This window comes from Xenorhabdus littoralis (assembly GCF_033949345.1).
Taxonomy (GTDB): Bacteria; Pseudomonadota; Gammaproteobacteria; order Enterobacterales; family Enterobacteriaceae; genus Xenorhabdus; species Xenorhabdus littoralis.
This window is the reverse complement of the sequence record NZ_VCDP01000005.1, coordinates 103223-124615: the sequence shown is the minus strand read 5'-3', so window position 1 is coordinate 124615 and position 21393 is coordinate 103223. Positions and strand designations below refer to the sequence as shown.

The following is a 21393-nucleotide window of genomic DNA, read 5'->3' as shown; positions in this document are numbered from 1 at the left end:
CATTCTGTTGTTTTTGTCAGAACATTTATTTGTTGGGAAAACAGTCAGGAGAACATTAATGAAAAGTCCATTGAATGCGTTTGTCACCGCGTTAAATCAGGGAAGTGTGAAGATTATCGATCTCACGCAGACATTAACCCCGGATTTTCCGGCCTTGCAGTTACCCGAACAGTTCGGACAAGTCTGGTCATTCAAGGTTGAGCGTATTTCTCGCTATGACGAGAATGGCCCCGGTTGGTACTGGAACAATTTCAGTTGTGGTGAGCATACGGGAACGCATTTTGATGCTCCGATACATTGGATCAGCGGTAAAGATCATTCAGATAACGCCGTCGATACCATTCCTCCGCATAATTTTGTCGCGCCTGCGGTGGTCGTGGATGCTAGCCAACAGGTAGCGGAAGATCCTGATTGGTTACTGACAGTCGGGTTTCTACAGTCTTGGGAGGATCTTCACGGGCGTATTCCTGTGGGAGCATGGTTACTGTTCAGAACAGACTGGTCAAAACGGGCAGACGATCCGGTTCGTTTCCTCAATATGCATGATGACGGTGCCCATACACCGGGGCCGAGCCAAGAAGCGGTCGAATGGCTGATCCATGAACGTAATATCCGGGGATTCGGGGTTGAAACCATTAATACCGATGCGGGTCAATCCTACGCATGGCCGCTGGCCTATCCCTGTCATACCTTGATGCACGGCGCGAATAAATACGGTTTGCAATGCCTGCAAAATCTCGACTTACTGCCAGCAACCGGCATAGTGCTGATCGCCGCGCCTCTCAAAATCGAAGGAGGTTCGGGAAGTCCGCTGCGTGTTCTGGCGTTGGTCGAATCCAGCTCTGGAGAGGAGTCATGACCGAAACAAAGCCACAAGTGATCATCATCGGCAGCGGGATTAACTCGCTGGTTTGTGCCGCTTTACTGGCGACATGGGGAAAATCCGTCCTGATCCTGGAGCGTAATGCGGTGCTGGGCGGTTGTATTCGCACGGAAGAACTTTTCCCCGGCTATATCCATGATGTGCTCTCTTGTTGGTATCCGTTATTTTTAGACAGCCCTGCTTATCAAGTGCTGAAACCCGCTCTGGAACAGGCAGGCTTGGAATTTATACAAAGTGAATATTCAACCGGATTGGTACAACCAAATGGCAAAGGAATTGCCTTAAAGCGGGATATTCTGACTTCCGCGTCGCGGCTAGATGAAATAGCGGTGGGAGATGGTGCGGCAGTGAGTCGCATGGCACAGCAGATCCTCCACGATGATGCGGCTCTGGTCTTCGGCCTGTTGGGACAAAATCCTTATAGCTCAGGCGTATTAAAACTACTGTTTTCGGAGTGGCGCAAACGCGGTATTGACGGATTGGCGGAATTTGCCAGTCATTCACTGGAAACTTTCCGGCGCTGGGCCGAACGTGAATTACAGTCCGATTTCAGTCGGGCCTTGATCGCCCCGTGGGTTCTGCACACGGGACTGGGACCTGATGACGCCGGCTCTGCCCTGATTGGCAAACTCACTTTTGCTGCTGTGGTGACGGGGGGAATGCCTGTGGTGAAAGGGGGCGGTGTTCGTGTTGTGGAAGCCTTGAGTGCCATCATTGAACAGCATGGCGGTCAGTTTGTCACTCACGCTCAGGTTGACCGAATCATCACGCAGGGAAGAGGGAAAAAACGTCGGGCTTCTGGGGTGATGGTGGCGGGAAAGGTCTATCACGCCAGCGAGACAGTGGTTTGTAATGTCACACCCCAACAGCTTTATGGTCACTTGCTGGATAACGTTCCCGATACTGTCCTGCAACGGGCACAGAGCTATCGTTACGGGCGTGGGGGAATGCAGATCCACTTTGCCTTGAACGCCCCGCCACCGTGGAGCAATCCCGAATTGCGGCATGTACCGCTTATTCATTTAACAGAGAGTATGGAACAGGTTTGCCTCTCCGTGACACAGGCAAACAATGGTTATTTGCCGAGCCATCCGACACTGGGTATCGGGCAGCCAACGGCCCTTGATCCCGCCCGTGCTCCGGAAGGAGGATGGATCTTGTGGGTTCAGATGCAGGACCTGCCCGTACATTTGAAAGGTGATGCATCAGGCGAAATACCGATCCCCGAAGAGGGGAAATGGAATGAAGCCATCCGTGAGGCGGTTGCGGATCGTGTGCAGTCTCGTTTGGAAACCGTCATGCCCGGTTTTTCATCTTCAATCATTGGGCGTAAAGCTTACTCACCAGCGGATTTACAAGCTTTGAACTGCAATCTGGTGGGAGGCGATCCTTACTCAGGTATTTGTTCACCCGATCAATTTTTCTGGCTGCGTCCCTTTGCTTCTGCTCAGGGGACAAAAGCGTATCAAACTCCCGTCAGTAATGTATTTCACATCGGAGCCTCAACCCATCCCGGCCCCGGATTAAGTGGAACTTCCGGCTATCTTGTCGCTCGTCAGCTTGCACGGCGCTGAGTAACTTAGCCATTCATTTAACATCTTATATATCTATCTCTTACCGAGAGGAAAAATGATATGACGATAAAATTCAGGCAATTCATCTATGCAGCGACTCTATCACTGCTGAGTACTTCTGTTATGGCGACAGAAGGCGGTGGAGTCGGTATTTATCCTGATGGTTTGGATAACTACTTATCAGGCGCTTTACCTCCATCGGGTGTCCATGTGCTGTTTTATGGCGGCAATGTTCACTACAACAAGCTCAACGGAAAGAATGGCAAAGAAATTCCCGTTCCCGGATTCAACGTTAACGTGAATGTCCTTGCACCCAGACTGGTTTGGGTGACGGATCAGCAGTTTTTTGGTGGTCAACTGGCTTACCACACGATTGTGCCGTTATTGGATGTCACCGCTGAAGCAGCGGGCAGGCACGACAACAGCAAGGGAATAGGGGACATCACTTTTGGCCCGGCTCTGGGTTATCATCCGGCCCCTGATGTGGGATATGTCGTTGGGTTAGATGTGAACGCACCGACAGGCCACTATTCTCGCAATGATCCTTCCAGTCTGGGGAAAAATCACTGGGCGTTCCAACCTGTCTGGGCGATCAGCTATTTCCCTGCTTACGGCATCAATGCAGATTTAAAAGTGATGTATGATTTTAATTTCCGCAATAAAGAGACTAAAACGACTTCCGGTCAGGCGCTTCATGAGGATTATGCACTGGGATGGGGATTTGGTAACGGTCTGGTTGTGGGCGTTGGCGGCTATGCTTTCCAACAGACTACAAATGATAGCGGCCCAAATTCAGCACAGGGTAAAGCAAGCGCGTTTGGTTTCGGCCCCTCAATTCGTTATGCGAATGACAAAGGTTGGCTGGTTGCACTGAAATGGCAAAAAGACTTTGTCGTAAATAACCGTCCGGCGGGTTCACAAATTTTCCTGAAAGCAGCGATCCCACTTTAATCCTGCTTTAACACTCATGAATTTATCCCTTCATAACCTCCTCCCTGTATAGAAAGATAAAATAACATGATGAGAAATAAAAAACGCTGCTCAGTAATCTGGGTAGCGTTTATTTTTATAAATTAATTAACCAAATAAACAATCATCTTTAGGAGCATCAAATGTGATTATTTTGTTCCATTGATTAGGTGATTACTTGACCTGATTTCACTTTGGTTATATAAGTTTTTATTTTAAAAGATAAAAAACATTCTGGAATTAATGCAGATTTTTATGATGGGGACATAATAGATGTCAACGCTGATCCAATGTAATAGAGTTAACTTTAGTATTAATTCAAAACTGTTATTTAACAACCTTTCTATAACCATTAAAGAAAACGACAGAATTGCATTGGTTGGTTATAACGGCACGGGAAAAACACATTTACTTAAACTATTGGCAGGTATAGAAAAACCAGACGAAGGGTTTATTGAATACGCCAATGGATTGAGACTGGAAATGGTTTCTCAATTTATCGATGACTCGCTGCTTGGGATGAGCTTACTTGAGTGCATTTCTCAAAAAATAAAACAAGTAGATGAATATAGCGATTATAAAGCGGCATCCACGCTATACAGTTTTGGTTTTCAGGACTCTGACTTTTCAACTAAAGTGGCTGATCTCAGTGGCGGACAAAAGACTAAATTGATGTTTGCCATGAGCGTGGTTGTTGAGCCTGATGTCATTTTGTTTGACGAGCCGAGCAACCACTTAGATGCTAATACTCTCAAATTCTTCGAAGATTTTTTTAATAAAAATCTGAAAAGCGCTTTTATTATCGTTTCCCACGATAGAAACTTTCTGGATAACGTGACTAACCAAACCCTTTTCTTACGTGACCAGCAGCTGATTACTTTTTCTTTGCCCTTTAGTCAGGCATTTATCGCCTTGCAGGAAAAAGATGAGGCAGATGCTTTACGTTTCAAAGCAGAAGAAAAAAATATTCGCCGCATACAGGAAAGTGCCAAGCGCTTGGCGCTGTGGGGGAAAATCCACGATAACGAAAAATTTGCCCGAAAAGCTAAATCGATGGAGAAGCGGGTTGAAAAGCTCGAAAAGAGCAAAACCAAGCTTACCGAGGGAGAAACTTACCGATTATCCTTAGATTCCGATACGATTAAATCCAAAAATATGCTGCAAATTGAAGAAAAACAGATTGGCTATCAGCATAACGGGGAGTTCAATTCGTTATTTTCAATTAAGGGGTTATATATTCGACCGGGAGATAGGATTGCGCTTCTGGGCGATAATGGCGTGGGAAAATCGACATTAATCCACACTCTTGTAGAAGCTTATAGACAAGCCAGAAATCTGAGTGATGATCAGGTAGAAAATCTGATTTATGACACCAAAAATATCCCGTTCTCCCCGCAGTGTAATATGGGTTATCTCGATCAGGAACTGGAAAAAATCCCGCTGAACGAATCGATCTTTGATGTGGTAAAAAATAACGCCCCGAATATCGATGACATCGCCTGTAAACAACAACTGATTGCGACAGGGTTTGAATATGCTGATTTTAATAAATTAGTGGGACGACTCAGTGGTGGTGAACGTTCCAGACTGATGTTTTTAATATTGAAACTAAACAAACCTAATTTTCTCATCCTTGATGAGCCAACCAACCACTTGGATATTTTTGGCAAGATGGAGTTGGAAAATGAATTAATTAATAACGAGATGACGATACTGATTACCTCGCACGACAGGGCGTTTATCGATAATGTCGCCAACCGATTTTTGCTGATTAAAAAGGGTAAATTGGAAGAAATAACCTCTAGTGAGGGATATTATCAGTTTCTCAATGAGAAAGTGATTTCGGGTCAGAGAGAAGCGATTAAGGATAAGACGGATTCTCATGACGACGCCAGCGAGCCGACAGTCCGAAAATTAACAAATGAAGAAGAAATCCTTCAGCGTATCGTGGGGTTAGAGCAAAATCTGGCGGAAGATTTGGCGAGGAAACCGAAACATCAAAAGACGAAAAATCAGGAATTATGGAAACAGGAAATTAAGAGACTTTATGAGATATTGGAATAAGTTCACACGGTAGAAACTAAAGAAGAACTAAGAAAAAATAAACAAGTCTGGCGCCCCGAATCAGAGGCGCCAACAATTAAAGGATTTTTTCAGCAGTAGCCGCGTCATGCCAGTCTTTAAACTCAGTTAATAACTGATCGTATAATTGGTCATCTTTTACGGTGGCAAAATTATCGATAGAGAAGAAATCGGTATTATCCAGACGACGATCGGTAAAGTCATCGAGATCTTCCAGAACTCCGTACCTTGATCCACCCAAGCCAACAAATTTCCAAAAAATAGGATAATTTGCTGAACGTCGAATGGCATCCTTAATTTGGCGAGTCTTACTGATACCACCGTCTGTAATAAACACGATATAGACAGGCAGGTCACTGTCTTTAAAAAAGTCGATAATTTCTTCCATGACGGGTGGCTCATTGTTTGCACCACCGAGGCCGGGGAGAATTTCCCATCTGGAACGCTTTAAGGCAGTCTGTATCGTGTCAATATAGCCATCAAGATTATCAAGGGTGACATCCTGATATTTCCTGTGTTTGTCGGCAAAACCCCAGAGATCCATTGAACCGTCATCATCAAATTGCACAGCCAATACCGCAATCCGATCCAGAACAGCCTGAACATTTCCCTTTTTGAACTGACCAGTCATCGATCCTGACGCATCAAGCACAAAAGCGACCCGCGCCTTTATCGATTGCAGCTTGTGCTTATTCAGGCTGACAGTGGCATTCTTGGCAAGATTTACAAGTCGTGGTGCTTTAGCCTGTAGTTTTTTCTCAAGACTGATAGTTGGGGATAATGATGGGGACGGCGATGGATTTGAAGATGCGGGTTGTTCCACATCCACCCCAAAATTCACCGCCAGAGGCTCCAGCCCACCATTGAATCCTTGCCCGAGAGCGCGAAGTTTCCAGTTGCCTGAATGCCGGTAAATCTCAGCAACAATCAGGGCTTTTTCCGTTCTGCCCACTGTTAGTACAGTGAAAGTAGCAACATTTTGGGCTTCAAACTTCAGTTGCTGAAGATTGGCAACTGAATCCGGGCCATCGATCACCAACGTAATGGCAATTTTGCTCACATCAGCCGCGATTTTTGTCAAGTCTACAGCGATAACGCTGCTTTGGTGAGACGTCGTCAAAACCAAGCTGTTATCTGCGGAGGCGGGATTATTGTAAAAGTAGAAATCACTATCCCCCCTGACTTTCCCGCTGATGTTCAGCAGAAAAACAGAAGCATCCACTTGACTGCGAAAAGAAGGACTTGCCGGGTAAGAGAGAGTGAATTGAAGAGAGGTTGTCGATAAAACGATATTCTGTCCAGCCTGAAGATCCATGCCTGATATCCTTTTGAGTGTGTAGTCAACAAAGCTGCAACTCGAAATCCATAGGGTATAGTTTTTAATTGAAGCAACCCCGATAATTGTCGGGGTTGCTGGTAAGGCTAGATATCAGACATTTACGCCATGCTGTGAAGCCAGCGCTGACAGCCCACCGGAAAAACCTTGTCCGATCGCTTTGAATTTCCACTCAGAGTTGTGACGGTACAATTCCCCGAAGATCATCGCTGTTTCAATAGAAGCATCTTCTGACAAATCGAAACGCGCGATTTCAACATTATTGTCGTTGTTGTAAATACGAATAAAACTGTTATTCACCATGCCGAAGTTTTGCTTACGGCCTTCAGCATCATAAATTGTGACGGCAAAAACCAGTTTTTTCGCATTAGCAGGAACTTTAGTCAGATCAACTTTAACCTGCTCATCATCACCGTCGCCTTCACCAGTGGTGTTGTCACCCTGATGCTCAACGGAACCACATGGGCTTAGCTTGTTGTTAAAGAAGATAAAATTCGCGTCGGACAGAACCTTATTATCTTCTCCCACCATAAATACAGAAGCATCAAGATCGAAAGCTTGGCCGTCGGTTACTCGTGCGTCCCAACCCAGACCAACCATGGCTACATTCATGGTCGGGGCTTCCTTGGTCAGGGAAACGTTACCACCTTTTACGAGAGATACTGCCATTGTAAAGCTCCTTCTTTTGATTGAACTGTAGGGCAATCAGCAATTGCCCTTAGCATAAATGGATTTCATTTTTCCGTCAGGATTATAATTGGAATTACTCCGGTAAAATAGATGATTAACCAGTAGGATTACGCCTTTATTTCCATTGATGGTAACCATTACGCTAAAAAGGTGCTGAAATCATTATGTTTTATTAAATTCATATAACAAATTTTTCTGTACTCACTCCGGTTCGAATGAGGTGAGCAGAATCTATAACTTTTTGATTAATTGTTATTTATCGGGAACAACGCTCCTTTGAATTTTATAATTGTCCAATTTTAGACTGTAATTAATATATGTTGGATTCACATATTGAACGCTCAACCGTTTTCTACAAATTTTTATTCAAAACAGCTCCTGTCTTTACTCACCTACGCTTGGTTTTATCATTCGTATTTTTCCACCAGATTAAAAAATACGAAATTAATTAGATGGTTATCCGATATCCCATGATGATTTTTGAATTTTATTCAGTCGTGAATGTCTATAAAATTGACAAAAGTTTATTATTTTTTTCTTATCTTTAATAAATGTGAATGTTTTTGACAAAGAATTATTTATAATATTAGAGAAACCAATATTACTTCTATAATAAAAATATGTAGCATTATTAATGGGAATAACAGAATTTTAATGAATCACCAATACTATAAATACACTTTACTTTCTAAATGAAATATATTTCATGTGATGGATTTTTATAGGAATTAAAATAATAAATCCAATGATCAGGTAAAAGGTGACAATTTTATAATTATTTATAAAAATTTAAAATAGGGGAAAATGAACAATTTTTTCATAACATATTTTTCTGTTTTTATTTATTATTTAGCCATCTGCAATAATATTGTATTTTGATCCTGTTTATTGTTGAATAATATTAATTAGATGGTGGTTTACATCTCTTTCATAAGTTCCAAAAGCCCCATGATTACTAGCTCTAGTCCAGGTCGAAATTACCACTTAGTTAATAAATATTCGGATTATTTTTAATTTAAAATTTCAAAAGGTTTTTTATGACTAAATATAATGGTGAATTTGCTCAGCTTCGCGAAAAAAATCGTAAGACTGTAGAGAAGTATTTAGAATTGACCAAAGGTGAAGCACGCTTAAAAAGACATGAACTTTTTGCAAAAGATGCAGAAGGTGGGTTGTGGACTACCGAAACAGGTGAGCCAATTATTATACGTGGTATTGAGAATTTAGAACGTCATGCTCATTGGTCGCTTCAATGTTTCCCTGACTGGGAGTGGTACAATATCAACATTTTCATTACTGATAACCCTGATCATATTTGGGTTGAGTGTGATGGCCATGGTGTTATTCGTTTCCCTGGTTATCCTGAACGCTACTATGAAAATCATTTTATTCATTCTTTTGAATTACGTGATGGGTTTATCATACGTAACCGGGAGTTTATGAATCCTATTAATCAGCTCAAAGCACTTGATATTGTTGTACCCAAAATAAATCGCCAAGGAATTCCTACTTAAACCTTCATTAATCAATGATTCTCTGAGTAAGAAATTTAAAATAATTAACTATTATTATTTATATAGTAGTTAATTATAATCAATTCAGATTTTTTTCTGAGTAATACTCTGTAATAATTAAAAAGGCAAATTAATAAAATGAGCAGAACATTAAAGTCTGAGCCTTATAATATAGACAATATTCATATTCCTTCTGAGCAACCTTTAAATTGGAAAATCAAGAAAGAAACCTGTGCTTTATTAATTCATGATATGCAGCGTTACTTTGTACAGGCTTTACCGGATAAACCAGCAATCAATTTGATTAATTCTACAGCGAAAATATTACGTTGGGCGAGAAATAATCGCATTCCTGTTTTTTATAGTGCCCAGCCTGGGCGAATGACACTGGAGCAGCGGGGGTTACTGGTTGATTTATGGGGACCGGGTATGCGTACAACGGAGGATGATCGGCGAATTATTGATGAACTTTTTCCGAGTCCAGAGGATGTCATACTGACAAAGTGGCGTTATAGCGCTTTTTATCAATCCGAGTTTGCTGACAGGTTACGTGAACGTCAGTGTGATTCACTCATTATTACGGGTATCTATGCCTCCGTTGGTATTCAGGCTACGAGTATTGATGCCTTTAGCCATGGTATTCGTCCTTTTATTGTGGCCGATGCCCTTGCTGATTTCACTCAGGCAGGGCACCAAAATGCGGTCAGTTATATGGCGGACAATTGTGCACAAGTACTGACCTCTGCGGACGTGGTGGATTATGAGTAATCTCTTGTCTTCTATTATTTCTTCACCTGAACAACCTTTTGCATTGTTGTATCGCCCAACGGTCAATTCAGGGGAGGTTGAGATTTTTCAATTATATTTAGAAAAAACCGATACCATTGAACAGGCTGTCAGCCGTGATCCGCTTTATAAAGAAAAGTTGCTATTGCTGCCTTTTCGACAAGTGATTGAACGGGGTTATTCAGCCGTTGATGATGGGATGCCGATTCTGAGTTTACCTATCATTGCGCGTCAGCAAGTTTCAGTTTCATCACTGGTAGAACAATTACCTGAAGCTTCTTTTGCTGTAGATAATGTCCATTTCAATCTGGATGACAAGCAGTTTGGCCAGAGAGTAACACGCCTGATTGAAAATGAAATCGGCCAAGGCGCAGGTTCTAACTTTGTTCTACACCGTAAGCTGCGCGCAACGATTTCAAAGTATGAACCTGTACATTTATTAAGTCTTTATCGCCGCTTACTGAAAACGGAATTTTCTGCTTACTGGGTCTTTTTAATCAATACGGGTGAACAGGCATTTATTGGGGTCTCTCCAGAATTACATGCGTCACTGAATGAAGGTGAAGTGAGTATGAACCCCATCAGTGGCACATATCCGTATCCCGTTGATGGGCCAACGGTTGAGTCATTATTAACCTTTCTTGCTTGCCAAAAAGAAACCAACGAACTTTTCATGGTGGTAGATGAAGAGCTGAAAGTGATGTCTCAGTTGTGTGAAAAAGGGGCACAAGTGAGTGAACTGAAATTGAAGCAACTCAGCCATGTCGCACACACGGAATACGTTTTACGCGGGGAAAGTCATGCCGGGATTGCTGATATTCTGCGTGAGACCTTACCCGCACCGACAGTGATAGGCAGCCCGGTGCAGAGCGCATGTGATGTCGTCATGCGTTATGAGCCAGAAGGACGCCGTTATTACAGTGGGGTGATTGCGCTAGTCAGTAATTCCTCTGATCAGATATCGCTTGATTCAGCTATTGCAATTCGCACTGCAGAAATCACGTCTCAGGGACACGTTGAAATCGGTGTGGGGGCAACAATAGTGCGGGATTCTAATCCCGTTGAGGAAGCAAATGAAACCCGCAGTAAAGTCCAATCGCTATACAGCGCCATGTTACCAGAGACAAATCTGCCTCTGAACGTGAGCGTGCATAAAAATAAGATTAAAAACTTAAGTGATATTCCGGCCATATCTGAGGCATTGATAAACCGGAATTCAAAGGTGTCTCATTTCTGGCTAACAGCCCCTGACGAACGTATACGTTGTTTACCTCATTTCGAAGGAAAACGGGTCTTGATTCTGAATGGTAATGATACGTTCACGTCGATGTTTAAAACGTTGTTCATATCTCTTGGTGCTACGGCATTCGTTGAGAAAGTCCACAGCGATGTCGATTTTAGGCCTTATGACCTTGTTGTTGCCGGCCCCGGGCCAGGCAACCCGCTGGATGAGAACGACCTGCGTGTTACAGATATGCGCAGTGTCATCCAGCGCATGATTGCGGCTGAATACCCTTTTTTTGCGGTGTGCCTTAGCCATCAAATTCTCTCTGCATTATTGGGACTGCCGATTGTTCGCTTATCGCCCCCCAATCAAGGTATCCAGAAAACGATTTGGCTTGGTGACCGACAAGAACGTGTCGGTTTTTACAATACCTTTTGTGCCAAGGCAGATGAGTCAACTGTCAGCAGGCTGCATAAAACGGGAATAACTTTTTACTTTGATGATGATAAACAAGTACATGCAATTCGCAGTGCCAAGTTCTCATCTGTTCAATTCCATCTGGAGTCTTTTCTGACCGTTGATGGTCCTGAGATTTTAGACCGTTTTGTTAAACCTCTTTTGCAAACGCAATGTTCAGGAAGCAGAAAAAAATGCCTAACAGTATAGTAATTGATTATACCGTAATGAACGCATTCACCCATACGCCGCTGGAAGGGAATCCTGTTGCTGTATTTCACGATAGTGAAGCGTTATCTGCACCGGTAATGCAGGCGATTGCCCGTCAACTACAGCTCTCAGAAACCACATTTATCAGTGAAAGAACTGAAGATGGACATGCACGGGTGAGAATTTTTACACCGGTTAATGAGTTACCGTTTGCAGGGCATCCTCTGATGGGAACGGCAAGTGCATTTTCCCGCCGTCATGGACTAAATCACTTCGTTTTCCACACGAATATTGGAGCCGTACCTGTTTCAGTGGAACATCACAGCGAGGTGCTGAGTGAAGTAAAAATTACCGTGCCCTTGGCGAGTTCTAAACCTTTTGTTGAAGAAAAGAAATTGTTGACGGCGCTGGGTCTGGAAAAAGCGGAACTGCCTGTTGAAATCTATGATGCGGGAGCACGGCATGTATTGGTCGCGGTAGACAGTATTTCAACATTACATGGGCTTCAACCCGATCATCGTGCTTTAGCCAATTTTGATGATTTAGCGGTGAATTGCTTTTCCTGGCAAGGAAAACAAGTCGAAAACCGGATGTTCTCTCCTGCCTATGGTGTGACAGAAGATGCCGGAACCGGCTCTGTTGTGGGTCCGATAGTACAGCACCTAATTAAACACGGGCAGCGACAGATGAACGAAAAGGTGGTTATTGAACAAGGCATATTACTTAATCGCCGTTGTGTGATGTATGGCGAAGTGAAATCTGAAAATGGCCTCGCTTCTCATACTGAATTATCGGGGCAGGTTTGTTATTTCTCAGCATGCAGTGCGCGTTTTTAATGAAAGTGCCGGCTCGGATTAAAAGGTATTAAAGGAATCGAAAGATGAAGAGACTCGAGTCATTGACTGGACAGTTAGATGTGCCTTTTCCGCATTATGATAACCCTCCTCTCTCACCAGAAACAGTGATGAAGGAATGGCTGGCACGGGCACGTAGTGGTGATGTACGTGAGCCCGATGCCTATACTCTTGCGACACGCAGTGCTGAGGGGGATATTTCGATGCGCACGATGTTTCCCGTCCGTTTTGATGGTGATGTGCTGTTATTTGCGACGCATAGCTCCAGCCGTAAAGGCCGGGATATTGACTCAACAGGCTCTGCCGGCTGCCATATCTATTGGCGTGAGTTAGGACGCCAGTTAAGTCTTTCAGGGTCAGCAGTATTAGCGCCCGATGAGGTGGCTGATGCGGTGTGGAATGCGCGGGATCCGGCTTATGACCCTGTATCAACGGTGTCTTATCAAAGTGATCCTCTCACAGATATCTCTGCCTTATTCCATGAAGTCGCTAAATATGACGGAAAAAGTAAACTACCGCGACCTGAGCGCTTTGTTATCTATCAGTTCATGATAGAACGTTGTGAATTCTGGGCAGTTGATGCGTCCCGTATACATAAGAGACTGGTTTATGAGCGCACCGAAAATGGATGGAAAAATGAACGATTACAGCCATGAAATTGAGATGCTTACTGCTGCGCAAGCCAGTCAGGATCCCAACCGTTTTGTTCAGGAGGTCATGAAGTGGCATTTTTCTGAAGAAACGGGAACAGATTTTTGGTTGGCGATGCGTCAGGAATTACCGTTTAATCCTATTCATGACGTTACCACGTTTAATGACTTACGGAAATTCCCGGATATTTCGGCGCGTCTTCGCACTGTTCCAATTCAGCATCTTCTGCCACGTGGGTTGAAGCATGATCAACAGGTTTCTGTGTATGAAAGTGGTGGCACAACCGGAACACCAAAATATGTTGTGGCCTATGATGCGTGGATTCAAACCCTCATTGATTGGCGGATGTCATCGTATAAAGATCGTCCAGGCCGACCCGTTGGTAATACACTGGCAGCCGTCCCTTCTGGACCGCATATCGTAGGTGCTATCAATAAAGTGCGTGCTCAAAAGCTGGGCGGCCTTTGTTTTACAATTGATATTGATCCACGCTGGGTTAAGCGCTCAATCAGTGAAGGCGATATGGCTTGTGTTCGCCGCTATTTTTCCCATCTGGTCGATCAAATTGAAAATACGCTGCTTAATCAGGATATCCGTTTTCTCGTGACGACGCCGCCTGTATTGCGTGAGCTAGTGAAACGAACGGAGTTGGTTGCTTATATGAAACGTTCGTTAGCACAGATTACATTAGACGGAACAGACATCAATCTTGATGAAGTGAAGTTTATTGCTAGTGAGATATTACCTGAATGTGAATTTAGTGCGAGCTACGGCAGTACTTCTGCATTGGGGGTATCACGGTCGTTGCTGATTAAAGCAGACAGTGACCGGGTGGAATATAACAGTTTTACGCCATTTATTACTTATGATGTGGTTGATCACAGTACTCTGGAAACGGTTGAATATGGTCAGCGGGGAACTGTTGTTGTTTCTCACCTCAGCCATTATGCCTTTTATCCGCGAATCTTAGAAAGAGATACCGCAATTCGCTTATCCGGGGACGGGCAAATGGGAGACAGGCTGGCAGATATTGTTACTGAGGCAACTGGAATTTATTAGAATCGGGGGCTAAGCATGAATATAGAATCATTTGAGTAATAATTTGTTATTCCAACAAAAATATTGAACCGTCACATTGCTAATGGATAGCGCCCTTGAATTGGTTATTTTATAAACAATAAGCGCTATTGTTAATTTTCAGGTGAGTGAATTAAATTTCTTGGAAAGAGATTATAAAAGATTTTGTTGATAGTTACATTGTTAAATAGCATCTCAAACAATGGAATAAACCTTTTCTTGCGTGACACCGGACAAGGTTGTAAACGCTCAACATTAGGAAGGTTTATTTAATTATCATACGCAATAAAGAAAACACGATATAAAAGAAATGAATGATATCTCCTTGATTTAAATGAGAGTAAATAGTATCGGTTCTACATCAGGAAATAACTGATTTGTAAATAATGAAATCAATCTCTTTATTTAAAAAATACGATAGGAGAATGATTAAATCACATTAAAACAGGATCACGATAATAAAAAAGGTGAAAATAAGATGAATAATATCATTATGTTTGATGAGCATATTATGATAACACCAGAGCAACTTAAAGCGGAATTTCCCCTTCCTGCCCAACAAAAAGCTGAGATAGAGCATTTTAGAAAAACGATTACAGATATTATTACAGGACGCGATCCTCGCTTATTAGTAATATGTGGGCCTTGCTCAATACATGATCCAAAAGCAGCTATTGAGTATGCCCGTCATCTCAAAGCATTATCAGATCAAGTGAGTGATAGGCTCTATCTTGTCATGCGGGTCTATTTTGAGAAACCGCGCACAACTGTTGGGTGGAAAGGGTTAATTAATGATCCTGATATGGATAACTCATTTAACATTGAAAAAGGTCTAAAAGTTGCACGCTCTCTATCAGTTGAATTGGCAAAATTGGGGTTACCGTTGGCGACAGAAGTACTCGATCCGAATAATCCTCCGTACTTAGAAGATATATTTAGTTGGTCAGCGATTGGTGCTCGTACATCGGAATCTCAAACCCACCGTGAAGTCGCGTCAGGTCTCTCCATGCCTGTTGGTTTTAAAAACAGCACCAATGGATGTTTATTGTCGGCAATTAATGCGATACATGCGGCTGCAATGCCCCATCGTTTTATCAGTATTAGTCAAACAGGATTAGCTTGCTTATTACAAACAAAAGGGAACCCAAACGGACATATTGTTCTACGCGGTGGCGTAATACCTAATTATAGTCCGGCTGATATTGCTAAGTGTGAAAGTGAGATGATGAATGCCGGGCTTAAACCTGCAATTATCGTGGATTGTAGTCATGGTAACTCACATAAAAATTACGGTTGTCAACCTATCGTAGTAGAATCTGTTGTTTCACAAGTATGCAATGGAAATAGTGCCATCATTGGTTTAATGATTGAAAGTAATCTTAATGAAGGGAATCAGCCACCAAACCAACTTCGCAGTGAGATGGCGTATGGTGTTTCTGTTACTGATGGTTGTATTAGTTGGGAAGTAACCGAGAGATTATTGCATCAAATTCACCAAACACTGAACAATACGCTGACATGTAAGAGGATTAAGAAAAAGGAAAATGAAACGCAAACTATAGCAATGGGCAGCTAGAGAGAATTCGCTGGGTGATTATACCAACCCCTATGAACGCATCCTATTTGCAAAGCTTCCGTTGTTCTAATCTCGATGTATTCAATCAATTAAGGGAGAACACTAATGAAATGAGAATAGGCGTTAGTTTTAAAATGATTAACTTCGATAATGGGTCTAGAATTCGCAGAACATGAAATTATCAGAAAAAGGTTAAAAACAAATACTTACTTTGTTCGCCTACTTCCCTTAGAAAGGTAACTGAGCAAGAAATCAATTTTGTTGTAAACCAATTAAATAATCACTCCAGAAAAACATGAAATGGAAAAACGTGAGTGAATTATTTATACGGGATACAAAAATGTTTACTTCCTGATTAACTATGCTGCACTTATTATGTGAACTCACCTAAAATTATTTATTTTCATTATTTTATAATAAATAAAGTGTATTCAAACGCAGGGATCTGATTAAAACCAGATCCCTGCATGTTTTTTATCTCTTTTCTATTTATACTCAGTGAATTAGCCTATTATTTACCTGTCTGATAAATTGACAGGTATTAGGCACTAGAGTCAGGGAATACAACTCAAATTCAATCAGAATAATGCCCAACAATGTCATAAATTCCCGGATTAGCCTTAGCGAGCTCCATGGTCCGTTTTGCGTATTCTGCTGATGCTGGGTCAGCCTGAGTTGCCTGAACATCCGCAATGCTTTTCCATTTCGCAATATTTACGACTCGGCTACCATCCTTGCTTGCTAACAAGGTAACTGAAATGAAGCCTGGCCGCTTACTAATGACCTTCTCTGTTCCCTCTTGCAACAGCTTGATGACTTCAGCTTGCTTACTTGGATCGACTTCAACGACATTGATGAATGTAACTTCAGACATTACAGTTCTCCTTAATGAGTAATAATTATGCCGGCTTTTTGCAGGCAGAAACTGACTAACTTGCACCTTGTTAGATCTAGTACAAAGACGATTCAGCAGTGCAATATGTCAGGCCATTCGAAAAAATATTTGTTTTTAAGTTTGGAAACTGACATTTACACACTAATTATCGCTATTAAAGTTTAGAACACTTTTTAAAATAGGCTAATAAATTATTAGTACTTCATATATACATACAGGATATTTTATTGTATACACTGTAGGAATAATTAATGACTTATTATTTTCTGTATTTTTTACAAAAGTCTTCCTTGTTCCTAAGAGAAGTAATTTAGCATCAGGATTATTTATTTTGGTTATGAGATCAAAAGAGAGCAATATTTAAATATCGCTTCAAAATGATAGTTTACAGCCCGTGTATTGCGTGGGACTGTAAACTATCATTATTATGGAAATTTATTTAAGTTTAAATTATTTTCCTCAGTATTGAGTTAAGAAAAATAGAATGAGTAAGAAGAAACAAATGAGTAAATTTAAGGAAAAAAATCCGGCTCAAGTTTATTCCAATCGCTCCAAACTTGAATCGCTGGCGTATAGATTTTTAGGTACTATTCCCGATGCTGAAGATGCTGTACAGGAAACCTATCTACGGTGGCACAGACTTACTCAAACAGAACGCGGGCAAATTGTATCCCCTATAGCCTGGCAGCGAACAACACTCACACGGATTTGTTTTGATCAACTTAAGTCGGCCAAGTCAAAACGTGAAATCTATATCGGTGAGTGGCTGCCTGAACCTGTCTCACAAGACCAGTGCTGGGTATCTGCTGTTGAATCATCTGAAGCAACCGATCCTGTTGATGATCTTATCTTGGAACATTCGGTTTCTATGGCGTTGATGATAGTTCTGGATAAGATGACCCCCGCTGAACGTGTCAGTTTTATTCTCCATGATGTCTTTCAATATTCTTTTGGTGAAATCAGTGAGATTGTTAATAGAACACCACAAGCATGTCGTCAATTGGCGTCATCTGGACGAAAGCGAGTTAATCAGGAATGTCATTTTGCGTACTCTTCAGAGGAGCATCGGCGTGTTAATAGTGCTTTCCGCGCTGCGTGGCTCACAGGCAATATTAGGGAGCTGGTCACAATTTTAGATGAAAGAGCCTGCGCCATTACTGATAGTGGAGGCCTTACCAGCGCAGCTACCGAACCACTATATGGCCGGGATGCAATTATCAATTTTTTCCTTTCAGCATTCGAACGCCAACATAACCTTCAGATCGAAGAAGAGTATGTTAATGGTGAGCCAGGGCTTGTCGGCAAAGTAGCGGGTCATACTGTTACTGTGATCTCTACTTATATAAAAGAAGGACGGATTAAAGATATCTGGGTTATGCGTAACCCGGAAAAATTGACTGTTTGGCATTAGCCAATTGATTCAAAAGAGGTTAATTATTATGACAACGATAACTGATCGTGCGGGTAAAGTCGTCATTGTTGGTGCTGGAATCGGAGGGGTAACTCTTGCTGCCCTGCTTTCTTCATCTGGCATAGGATGTGACATTTATGAACAGCGGATGAGGTTTTCTGAAGATGGGTTTGGCTTGAATATTCAACCTGAAGCGGTATCAGTCTTATATCGTTTGGGGCTGGCTGAAAAGTTGGATTCTTGTGGGATACAAACCAGAGCACACCGCTATGTTGACCATTTAGGAACTCTTCTTTTCGAAGAAGCAAGGGGAATAGAAGCGGGTTTTGATACTCCTCAGATGTCTATATCTCGTTCCAAACTGCTTAACCTAATATTTTCTATAGCTAAAACAAGAACAACCTTTAACTTTGGCACGAAGTTTTCTACTGATGTTTTACATAAAACGGAGTGGGCAAAAAACCTTATCGTGGGTGCTGATGGTATACATTCGGTAGTGCGACAAAACTTATTTCCAGATTCTATGCAACTCAATTCCGGTAATATGATGTTATGGCGGGGAATTACTCCCATGCCAAAGTTTCTGGATGGCCGGACAATGATTATCGCGAATAGTGAAGATGGGGTTCGTCTCATTGCATATCCTGTTTCCAAATCTCATGATCTGCGTGGGGAGAGCCTTATTAATTGGGTTATCCTTGTTCCTATATCACTTGATAAGCCATTTGATACAACAGTCAATCGCTTTCAGGCGACAGATTTCCTGCTCGACCTTATTAAAGAATGGCATTTTGATTGGTTAAATCTACAAACATTAATAACCACAAGTAAAACACTTATGCGAACCGCGATGGTGGACAGAAATCCGCTGGATAAATGGAGCTATAACCAGTGCGTTCTAATAGGTGATGCTGCCCATCCCATGTTTCCAGTCGGCGCAAATGGGGCAACGCAATCTATCATTGATGCCGGAGCCCTTGCCTCTGCTTTATATGAAACCCCTGACTTCGAATCTGCAATAGCGAAATATGAACATGTACGCATACCTGCTGTATCCAGAATTGTAATGGCAAACCGGGAAATGAACTTGCGTGAACTTGCTAGTCAGTCTCTTAATCAACAAGAGCGCGTTCAAGAACTTGTCACCACAGCGACCCATTACAAAGCTAAAACGACAAAGATGTATTCGGACTGACTCTGCTATTTCAATAATAATAATCCATAAATGAATCTATAGAACTGGAGTTCTGAAATGAGTGAACAATCTTCTCTTCCCCAATTCGATGCTATTGTCATCGGTGCAGGTCTTTCTGGTCTTTTTGCGGCCCACAAAATTCATAACGAGTTAGGGTTAAAAGTACTTGGTCTTGAAAAAGGTAAAAATGTCGGCGGTACTTGGTATTGGAATCGTTATCCTGGTGTTCAGGCAGATACCGATAGCTTTGCTTATCGCTACTCCTTTGATAGAGAGGTTTCGCCAAATTGGGATATATATGCCCGATATCAAACTGGCGAGCAGATGCGGGATTATTTGGAGAATGTTGCAAGCCGGAACAATATTTTTCAACTGTTCCGTTTTGAAACAGGTGTCAGCGAAGCTATCTATGATGAGGCCAAAAACATCTGGCAGGTTAAAATTACCGACGGAGATATTGTTACAAGTCGATATCTGGTCAGTGCTGTTGGCGTATTATCTGAACCCGTTCTTCCAAAAATCAAAGATCTTGATAAATTTAAAGGGCAAATTGTACATACTGCACGTTGGCCAGATAACCTGAAAATGGATGGGCTCCGTATCGGGGTATTAGGGACGGGTTCAACGGGAGCACAGCTTATCGTTGCAGCCAGTCAGGTTGCATCCCATTTGACTGTGTTTCAGCGTTCAGCTCAATATATTGTTCCGGCGGGGCAACGTCGCCTGACAAAAAATGAAGTGGAAAATTATTTCTCAAATTTTGAAGAAATATGGAAAGAATGGCGGAAAACCCGTCTGGCATGTGGCTTCGACGAACCCAATACAGGGGCGGTTGATGTCTCCTTAGAAGAGCAGAAGGCTGTCTTTGAACGTGCCTGGAATGAAGGTGGAGGATTCGGTTTTATGTTTGGTACCTTCAATGATCTTGCTGTCAATCTGGATTCCAACCGTGCAGCCTGTGAGTTTATAACTGAAAAGCTCAAAGATATTGTTAAAAACCCTGATACGGCACGTCGTCTTACACCGACAGAATATTACGCTAAACGACCTGTATCGGTGGATGGATACTATGAAGTTTATAATCAACCTAATGTTGAATTAGTTAGCTTGTTAGATACGCAAATAATACAGGCAACCGAAAAAGGTCTTCTTACCTCTGATGGCGTTGAACATGAAATTGATATTCTTATTTTTGCTACAGGATTTGACGCAGTTGAAGGTGCCTACCGGAACTTCAAAGTAGTCGGACGTAATAAAGATACTCTCCTTGACACATGGGGAGAAAATCCTGCGGCTTATTTAGGTGTTTTTACTCCGGGCTTTCCAAATTTCTTCACTCTCCTTGGCCCTCAGGGAATATTTTCTAATCTTGCAGCAGGCATTGAAGCGCAGGTAAATTTCATCGGTGATATTATTTCGCAGTCTGAAAGTCACCAAAAGACAGTTATTGAAGTGACACCCCAAACACTTTCAGAGTGGTCAAAACATTGCGAACAATTGGCAAATCATACTGTTTTTTCTCAGGTGAAATCCTGGATATTCGGAACAAATCGACATGGCACGCCACCCCGTGTTCTCTTTTATTTCGGCGGCCTTAAGGAATATATTGCAGTTTTTGAGCATGAACGCAGTAATAATTTCTCTGGCTTTAATAATAAGCATTAGATTAATGCTGACAAAGCTTGTATCTCAGTCTAAAGGAATAAATGGAAATTTACAGGCATGAGATGATAAATAACAATTCATAATTATGCGACACATGGATTCTTACAACTCATTATTATACATATAATTATGAGTGCATAAGGTGTGGCGCTATTTTGGAAAGTTATTTACTCACTCCGGTTCGAATGAGGTGAGCAGAATCTATAACTTTTTGATTAATTATTATTTCTCGGGAACAACGCTCCTTTCAATTTTATAATAATTGGCTGCGTCTGTGCTGTTCTCTATTTCTCCGTCAGGGTATTTAACCCAATGGTTTCCTTTTGGAATAAATAATTGTTGAA

17 protein-coding genes are annotated in these 21393 nt (G+C 42.1%); 14 read left to right on the top strand and 3 right to left on the bottom strand.

Annotation, left to right across the window (positions count from 1 at the left end; all coding sequences use genetic code 11):
- The first annotated feature begins 58 nt into the window (after positions 1-58).
- From FE394_RS02290 to FE394_RS02275, 4 genes are all read left to right on the top strand, one after another.
- Positions 59-859 carry a cyclase family protein gene (locus FE394_RS02290; RefSeq protein ID WP_319924781.1) on the top strand — a complete coding sequence of 267 codons (801 nt, stop codon included), beginning with the start codon at positions 59-61 and terminating at the stop codon, positions 857-859.
- Entirely contained in the window at positions 856-2457 is a 1602-nt protein-coding gene (locus FE394_RS02285; protein ID WP_319924780.1) for a phytoene desaturase family protein, read from the top strand. The genes FE394_RS02290 and FE394_RS02285 overlap by 4 nt, the downstream gene beginning before the upstream one ends.
- A gap of 60 nt (positions 2458-2517) precedes the next feature.
- On the top strand, positions 2518-3408 hold the full coding sequence (locus FE394_RS02280) for a SphA family protein (protein ID WP_319924779.1): 891 nt from the start codon (positions 2518-2520) through the stop codon (positions 3406-3408).
- Between the two features lie 291 nt (positions 3409-3699).
- Complete coding sequence (locus FE394_RS02275; RefSeq protein WP_319924778.1) at positions 3700-5490, top strand: ABC-F family ATP-binding cassette domain-containing protein; 1791 nt, start codon at positions 3700-3702, stop codon at positions 5488-5490.
- 76 nt (positions 5491-5566) lie between these two features.
- Here FE394_RS02275 and FE394_RS02270 read toward each other — a convergent pair whose 3' ends face one another.
- A complete protein-coding gene (locus FE394_RS02270) occupies positions 5567-6823 on the bottom strand; it encodes a VWA domain-containing protein (protein ID WP_319924777.1) in 1257 nt (418 codons plus the stop codon).
- 114 nt (positions 6824-6937) lie between these two features.
- Positions 6938-7513, bottom strand: coding sequence for a TerD family protein (locus FE394_RS02265; protein ID WP_319924776.1), 576 nt, complete (start codon positions 7511-7513; stop codon positions 6938-6940).
- Between the two features lie 1058 nt (positions 7514-8571).
- Here FE394_RS02265 and FE394_RS02260 point away from each other — a divergent pair.
- The 7 genes from FE394_RS02260 to FE394_RS02230 all read left to right on the top strand — a co-directional run bounded on the left by FE394_RS02260 (position 8572) and on the right by FE394_RS02230 (position 15883).
- Entirely contained in the window at positions 8572-9048 is a 477-nt protein-coding gene (locus FE394_RS02260; RefSeq protein WP_319924775.1) for a PhzA/PhzB family protein, read from the top strand.
- Between the two features lie 138 nt (positions 9049-9186).
- A complete protein-coding gene (locus tag FE394_RS02255; RefSeq protein WP_319924774.1) occupies positions 9187-9816 on the top strand; it encodes an isochorismatase family protein in 630 nt (209 codons plus the stop codon).
- On the top strand, positions 9809-11725 hold the full coding sequence (locus FE394_RS02250; RefSeq protein WP_319924773.1) for an anthranilate synthase family protein: 1917 nt from the start codon (positions 9809-9811) through the stop codon (positions 11723-11725). Before FE394_RS02255 ends, FE394_RS02250 begins: the two co-directional genes overlap by 8 nt.
- Positions 11710-12561: a PhzF family phenazine biosynthesis protein gene (locus FE394_RS02245; protein WP_319924772.1), complete on the top strand. Its 852-nt coding sequence runs from the start codon at positions 11710-11712 to the stop codon at positions 12559-12561. The genes FE394_RS02250 and FE394_RS02245 overlap by 16 nt, the downstream gene beginning before the upstream one ends.
- 44 nt (positions 12562-12605) lie before the next feature.
- Positions 12606-13235, top strand: coding sequence for a pyridoxine 5'-phosphate oxidase C-terminal domain-containing protein (locus tag FE394_RS02240; protein WP_319924771.1), 630 nt, complete (start codon positions 12606-12608; stop codon positions 13233-13235).
- Complete coding sequence (locus FE394_RS02235) at positions 13189-14289, top strand: acyl-CoA synthetase family protein (protein ID WP_319924770.1); 1101 nt, start codon at positions 13189-13191, stop codon at positions 14287-14289. Before FE394_RS02240 ends, FE394_RS02235 begins: the two co-directional genes overlap by 47 nt.
- A gap of 496 nt (positions 14290-14785) precedes the next feature.
- A complete protein-coding gene (locus FE394_RS02230; RefSeq protein WP_319924769.1) occupies positions 14786-15883 on the top strand; it encodes a 3-deoxy-7-phosphoheptulonate synthase in 1098 nt (365 codons plus the stop codon).
- 574 nt (positions 15884-16457) lie between these two features.
- On the opposite strand, the gene FE394_RS02225 is transcribed toward FE394_RS02230, so the two are convergent.
- Positions 16458-16757, bottom strand: a complete 300-nt coding sequence (locus FE394_RS02225; RefSeq protein ID WP_319924768.1) for an antibiotic biosynthesis monooxygenase family protein — start codon at positions 16755-16757, stop codon at positions 16458-16460.
- A gap of 523 nt (positions 16758-17280) precedes the next feature.
- On the opposite strand from FE394_RS02225, the gene sigJ reads away from it, so the two are divergent.
- The 3 genes from sigJ to FE394_RS02210 are packed head-to-tail and all read left to right on the top strand — an operon-like array spanning position 17281 to position 21049.
- Entirely contained in the window at positions 17281-18189 is a 909-nt protein-coding gene (gene sigJ / locus FE394_RS02220) for an RNA polymerase sigma factor SigJ (protein WP_319924767.1), read from the top strand.
- Between the two features lie 28 nt (positions 18190-18217).
- Positions 18218-19384 carry an FAD-dependent monooxygenase gene (locus FE394_RS02215; RefSeq protein ID WP_319924766.1) on the top strand — a complete coding sequence of 389 codons (1167 nt, stop codon included), beginning with the start codon at positions 18218-18220 and terminating at the stop codon, positions 19382-19384.
- Between the two features lie 57 nt (positions 19385-19441).
- The gene (locus tag FE394_RS02210) at positions 19442-21049 is read left to right on the top strand and encodes a flavin-containing monooxygenase (protein ID WP_319924765.1); all 1608 of its coding nucleotides are present in this window, start codon (positions 19442-19444) and stop codon (positions 21047-21049) included.
- Positions 21050-21393 lie beyond the last annotated feature (344 nt).

What these genes read in the sequence shown, in the direction of transcription:
- FE394_RS02290 (WP_319924781.1), top strand. Translation starts at nt 59, where the DNA reads ATGAAAAGTCCATTGAATGCGTTTGTCACCGCGTTAAATCAGGGAAGT.
- FE394_RS02285 (WP_319924780.1), top strand. Translation starts at nt 856, where the DNA reads ATGACCGAAACAAAGCCACAAGTGATCATCATCGGCAGCGGGATTAAC.
- FE394_RS02280 (WP_319924779.1), top strand. Translation starts at nt 2,518, where the DNA reads ATGACGATAAAATTCAGGCAATTCATCTATGCAGCGACTCTATCACTG.
- FE394_RS02275 (WP_319924778.1), top strand. Translation starts at nt 3,700, where the DNA reads ATGTCAACGCTGATCCAATGTAATAGAGTTAACTTTAGTATTAATTCA.
- FE394_RS02270 (WP_319924777.1), bottom strand. Translation starts at nt 6,823, where the DNA reads ATGGATCTTCAGGCTGGACAGAATATCGTTTTATCGACAACCTCTCTT.
- FE394_RS02265 (WP_319924776.1), bottom strand. Translation starts at nt 7,513, where the DNA reads ATGGCAGTATCTCTCGTAAAAGGTGGTAACGTTTCCCTGACCAAGGAA.
- FE394_RS02260 (WP_319924775.1), top strand. Translation starts at nt 8,572, where the DNA reads ATGACTAAATATAATGGTGAATTTGCTCAGCTTCGCGAAAAAAATCGT.
- FE394_RS02255 (WP_319924774.1), top strand. Translation starts at nt 9,187, where the DNA reads ATGAGCAGAACATTAAAGTCTGAGCCTTATAATATAGACAATATTCAT.
- FE394_RS02250 (WP_319924773.1), top strand. Translation starts at nt 9,809, where the DNA reads ATGAGTAATCTCTTGTCTTCTATTATTTCTTCACCTGAACAACCTTTT.
- FE394_RS02245 (WP_319924772.1), top strand. Translation starts at nt 11,710, where the DNA reads ATGCCTAACAGTATAGTAATTGATTATACCGTAATGAACGCATTCACC.
- FE394_RS02240 (WP_319924771.1), top strand. Translation starts at nt 12,606, where the DNA reads ATGAAGAGACTCGAGTCATTGACTGGACAGTTAGATGTGCCTTTTCCG.
- FE394_RS02235 (WP_319924770.1), top strand. Translation starts at nt 13,189, where the DNA reads ATGAGCGCACCGAAAATGGATGGAAAAATGAACGATTACAGCCATGAA.
- FE394_RS02230 (WP_319924769.1), top strand. Translation starts at nt 14,786, where the DNA reads ATGAATAATATCATTATGTTTGATGAGCATATTATGATAACACCAGAG.
- FE394_RS02225 (WP_319924768.1), bottom strand. Translation starts at nt 16,757, where the DNA reads ATGTCTGAAGTTACATTCATCAATGTCGTTGAAGTCGATCCAAGTAAG.
- sigJ (WP_319924767.1), top strand. Translation starts at nt 17,281, where the DNA reads ATGAGTAAATTTAAGGAAAAAAATCCGGCTCAAGTTTATTCCAATCGC.
- FE394_RS02215 (WP_319924766.1), top strand. Translation starts at nt 18,218, where the DNA reads ATGACAACGATAACTGATCGTGCGGGTAAAGTCGTCATTGTTGGTGCT.
- FE394_RS02210 (WP_319924765.1), top strand. Translation starts at nt 19,442, where the DNA reads ATGAGTGAACAATCTTCTCTTCCCCAATTCGATGCTATTGTCATCGGT.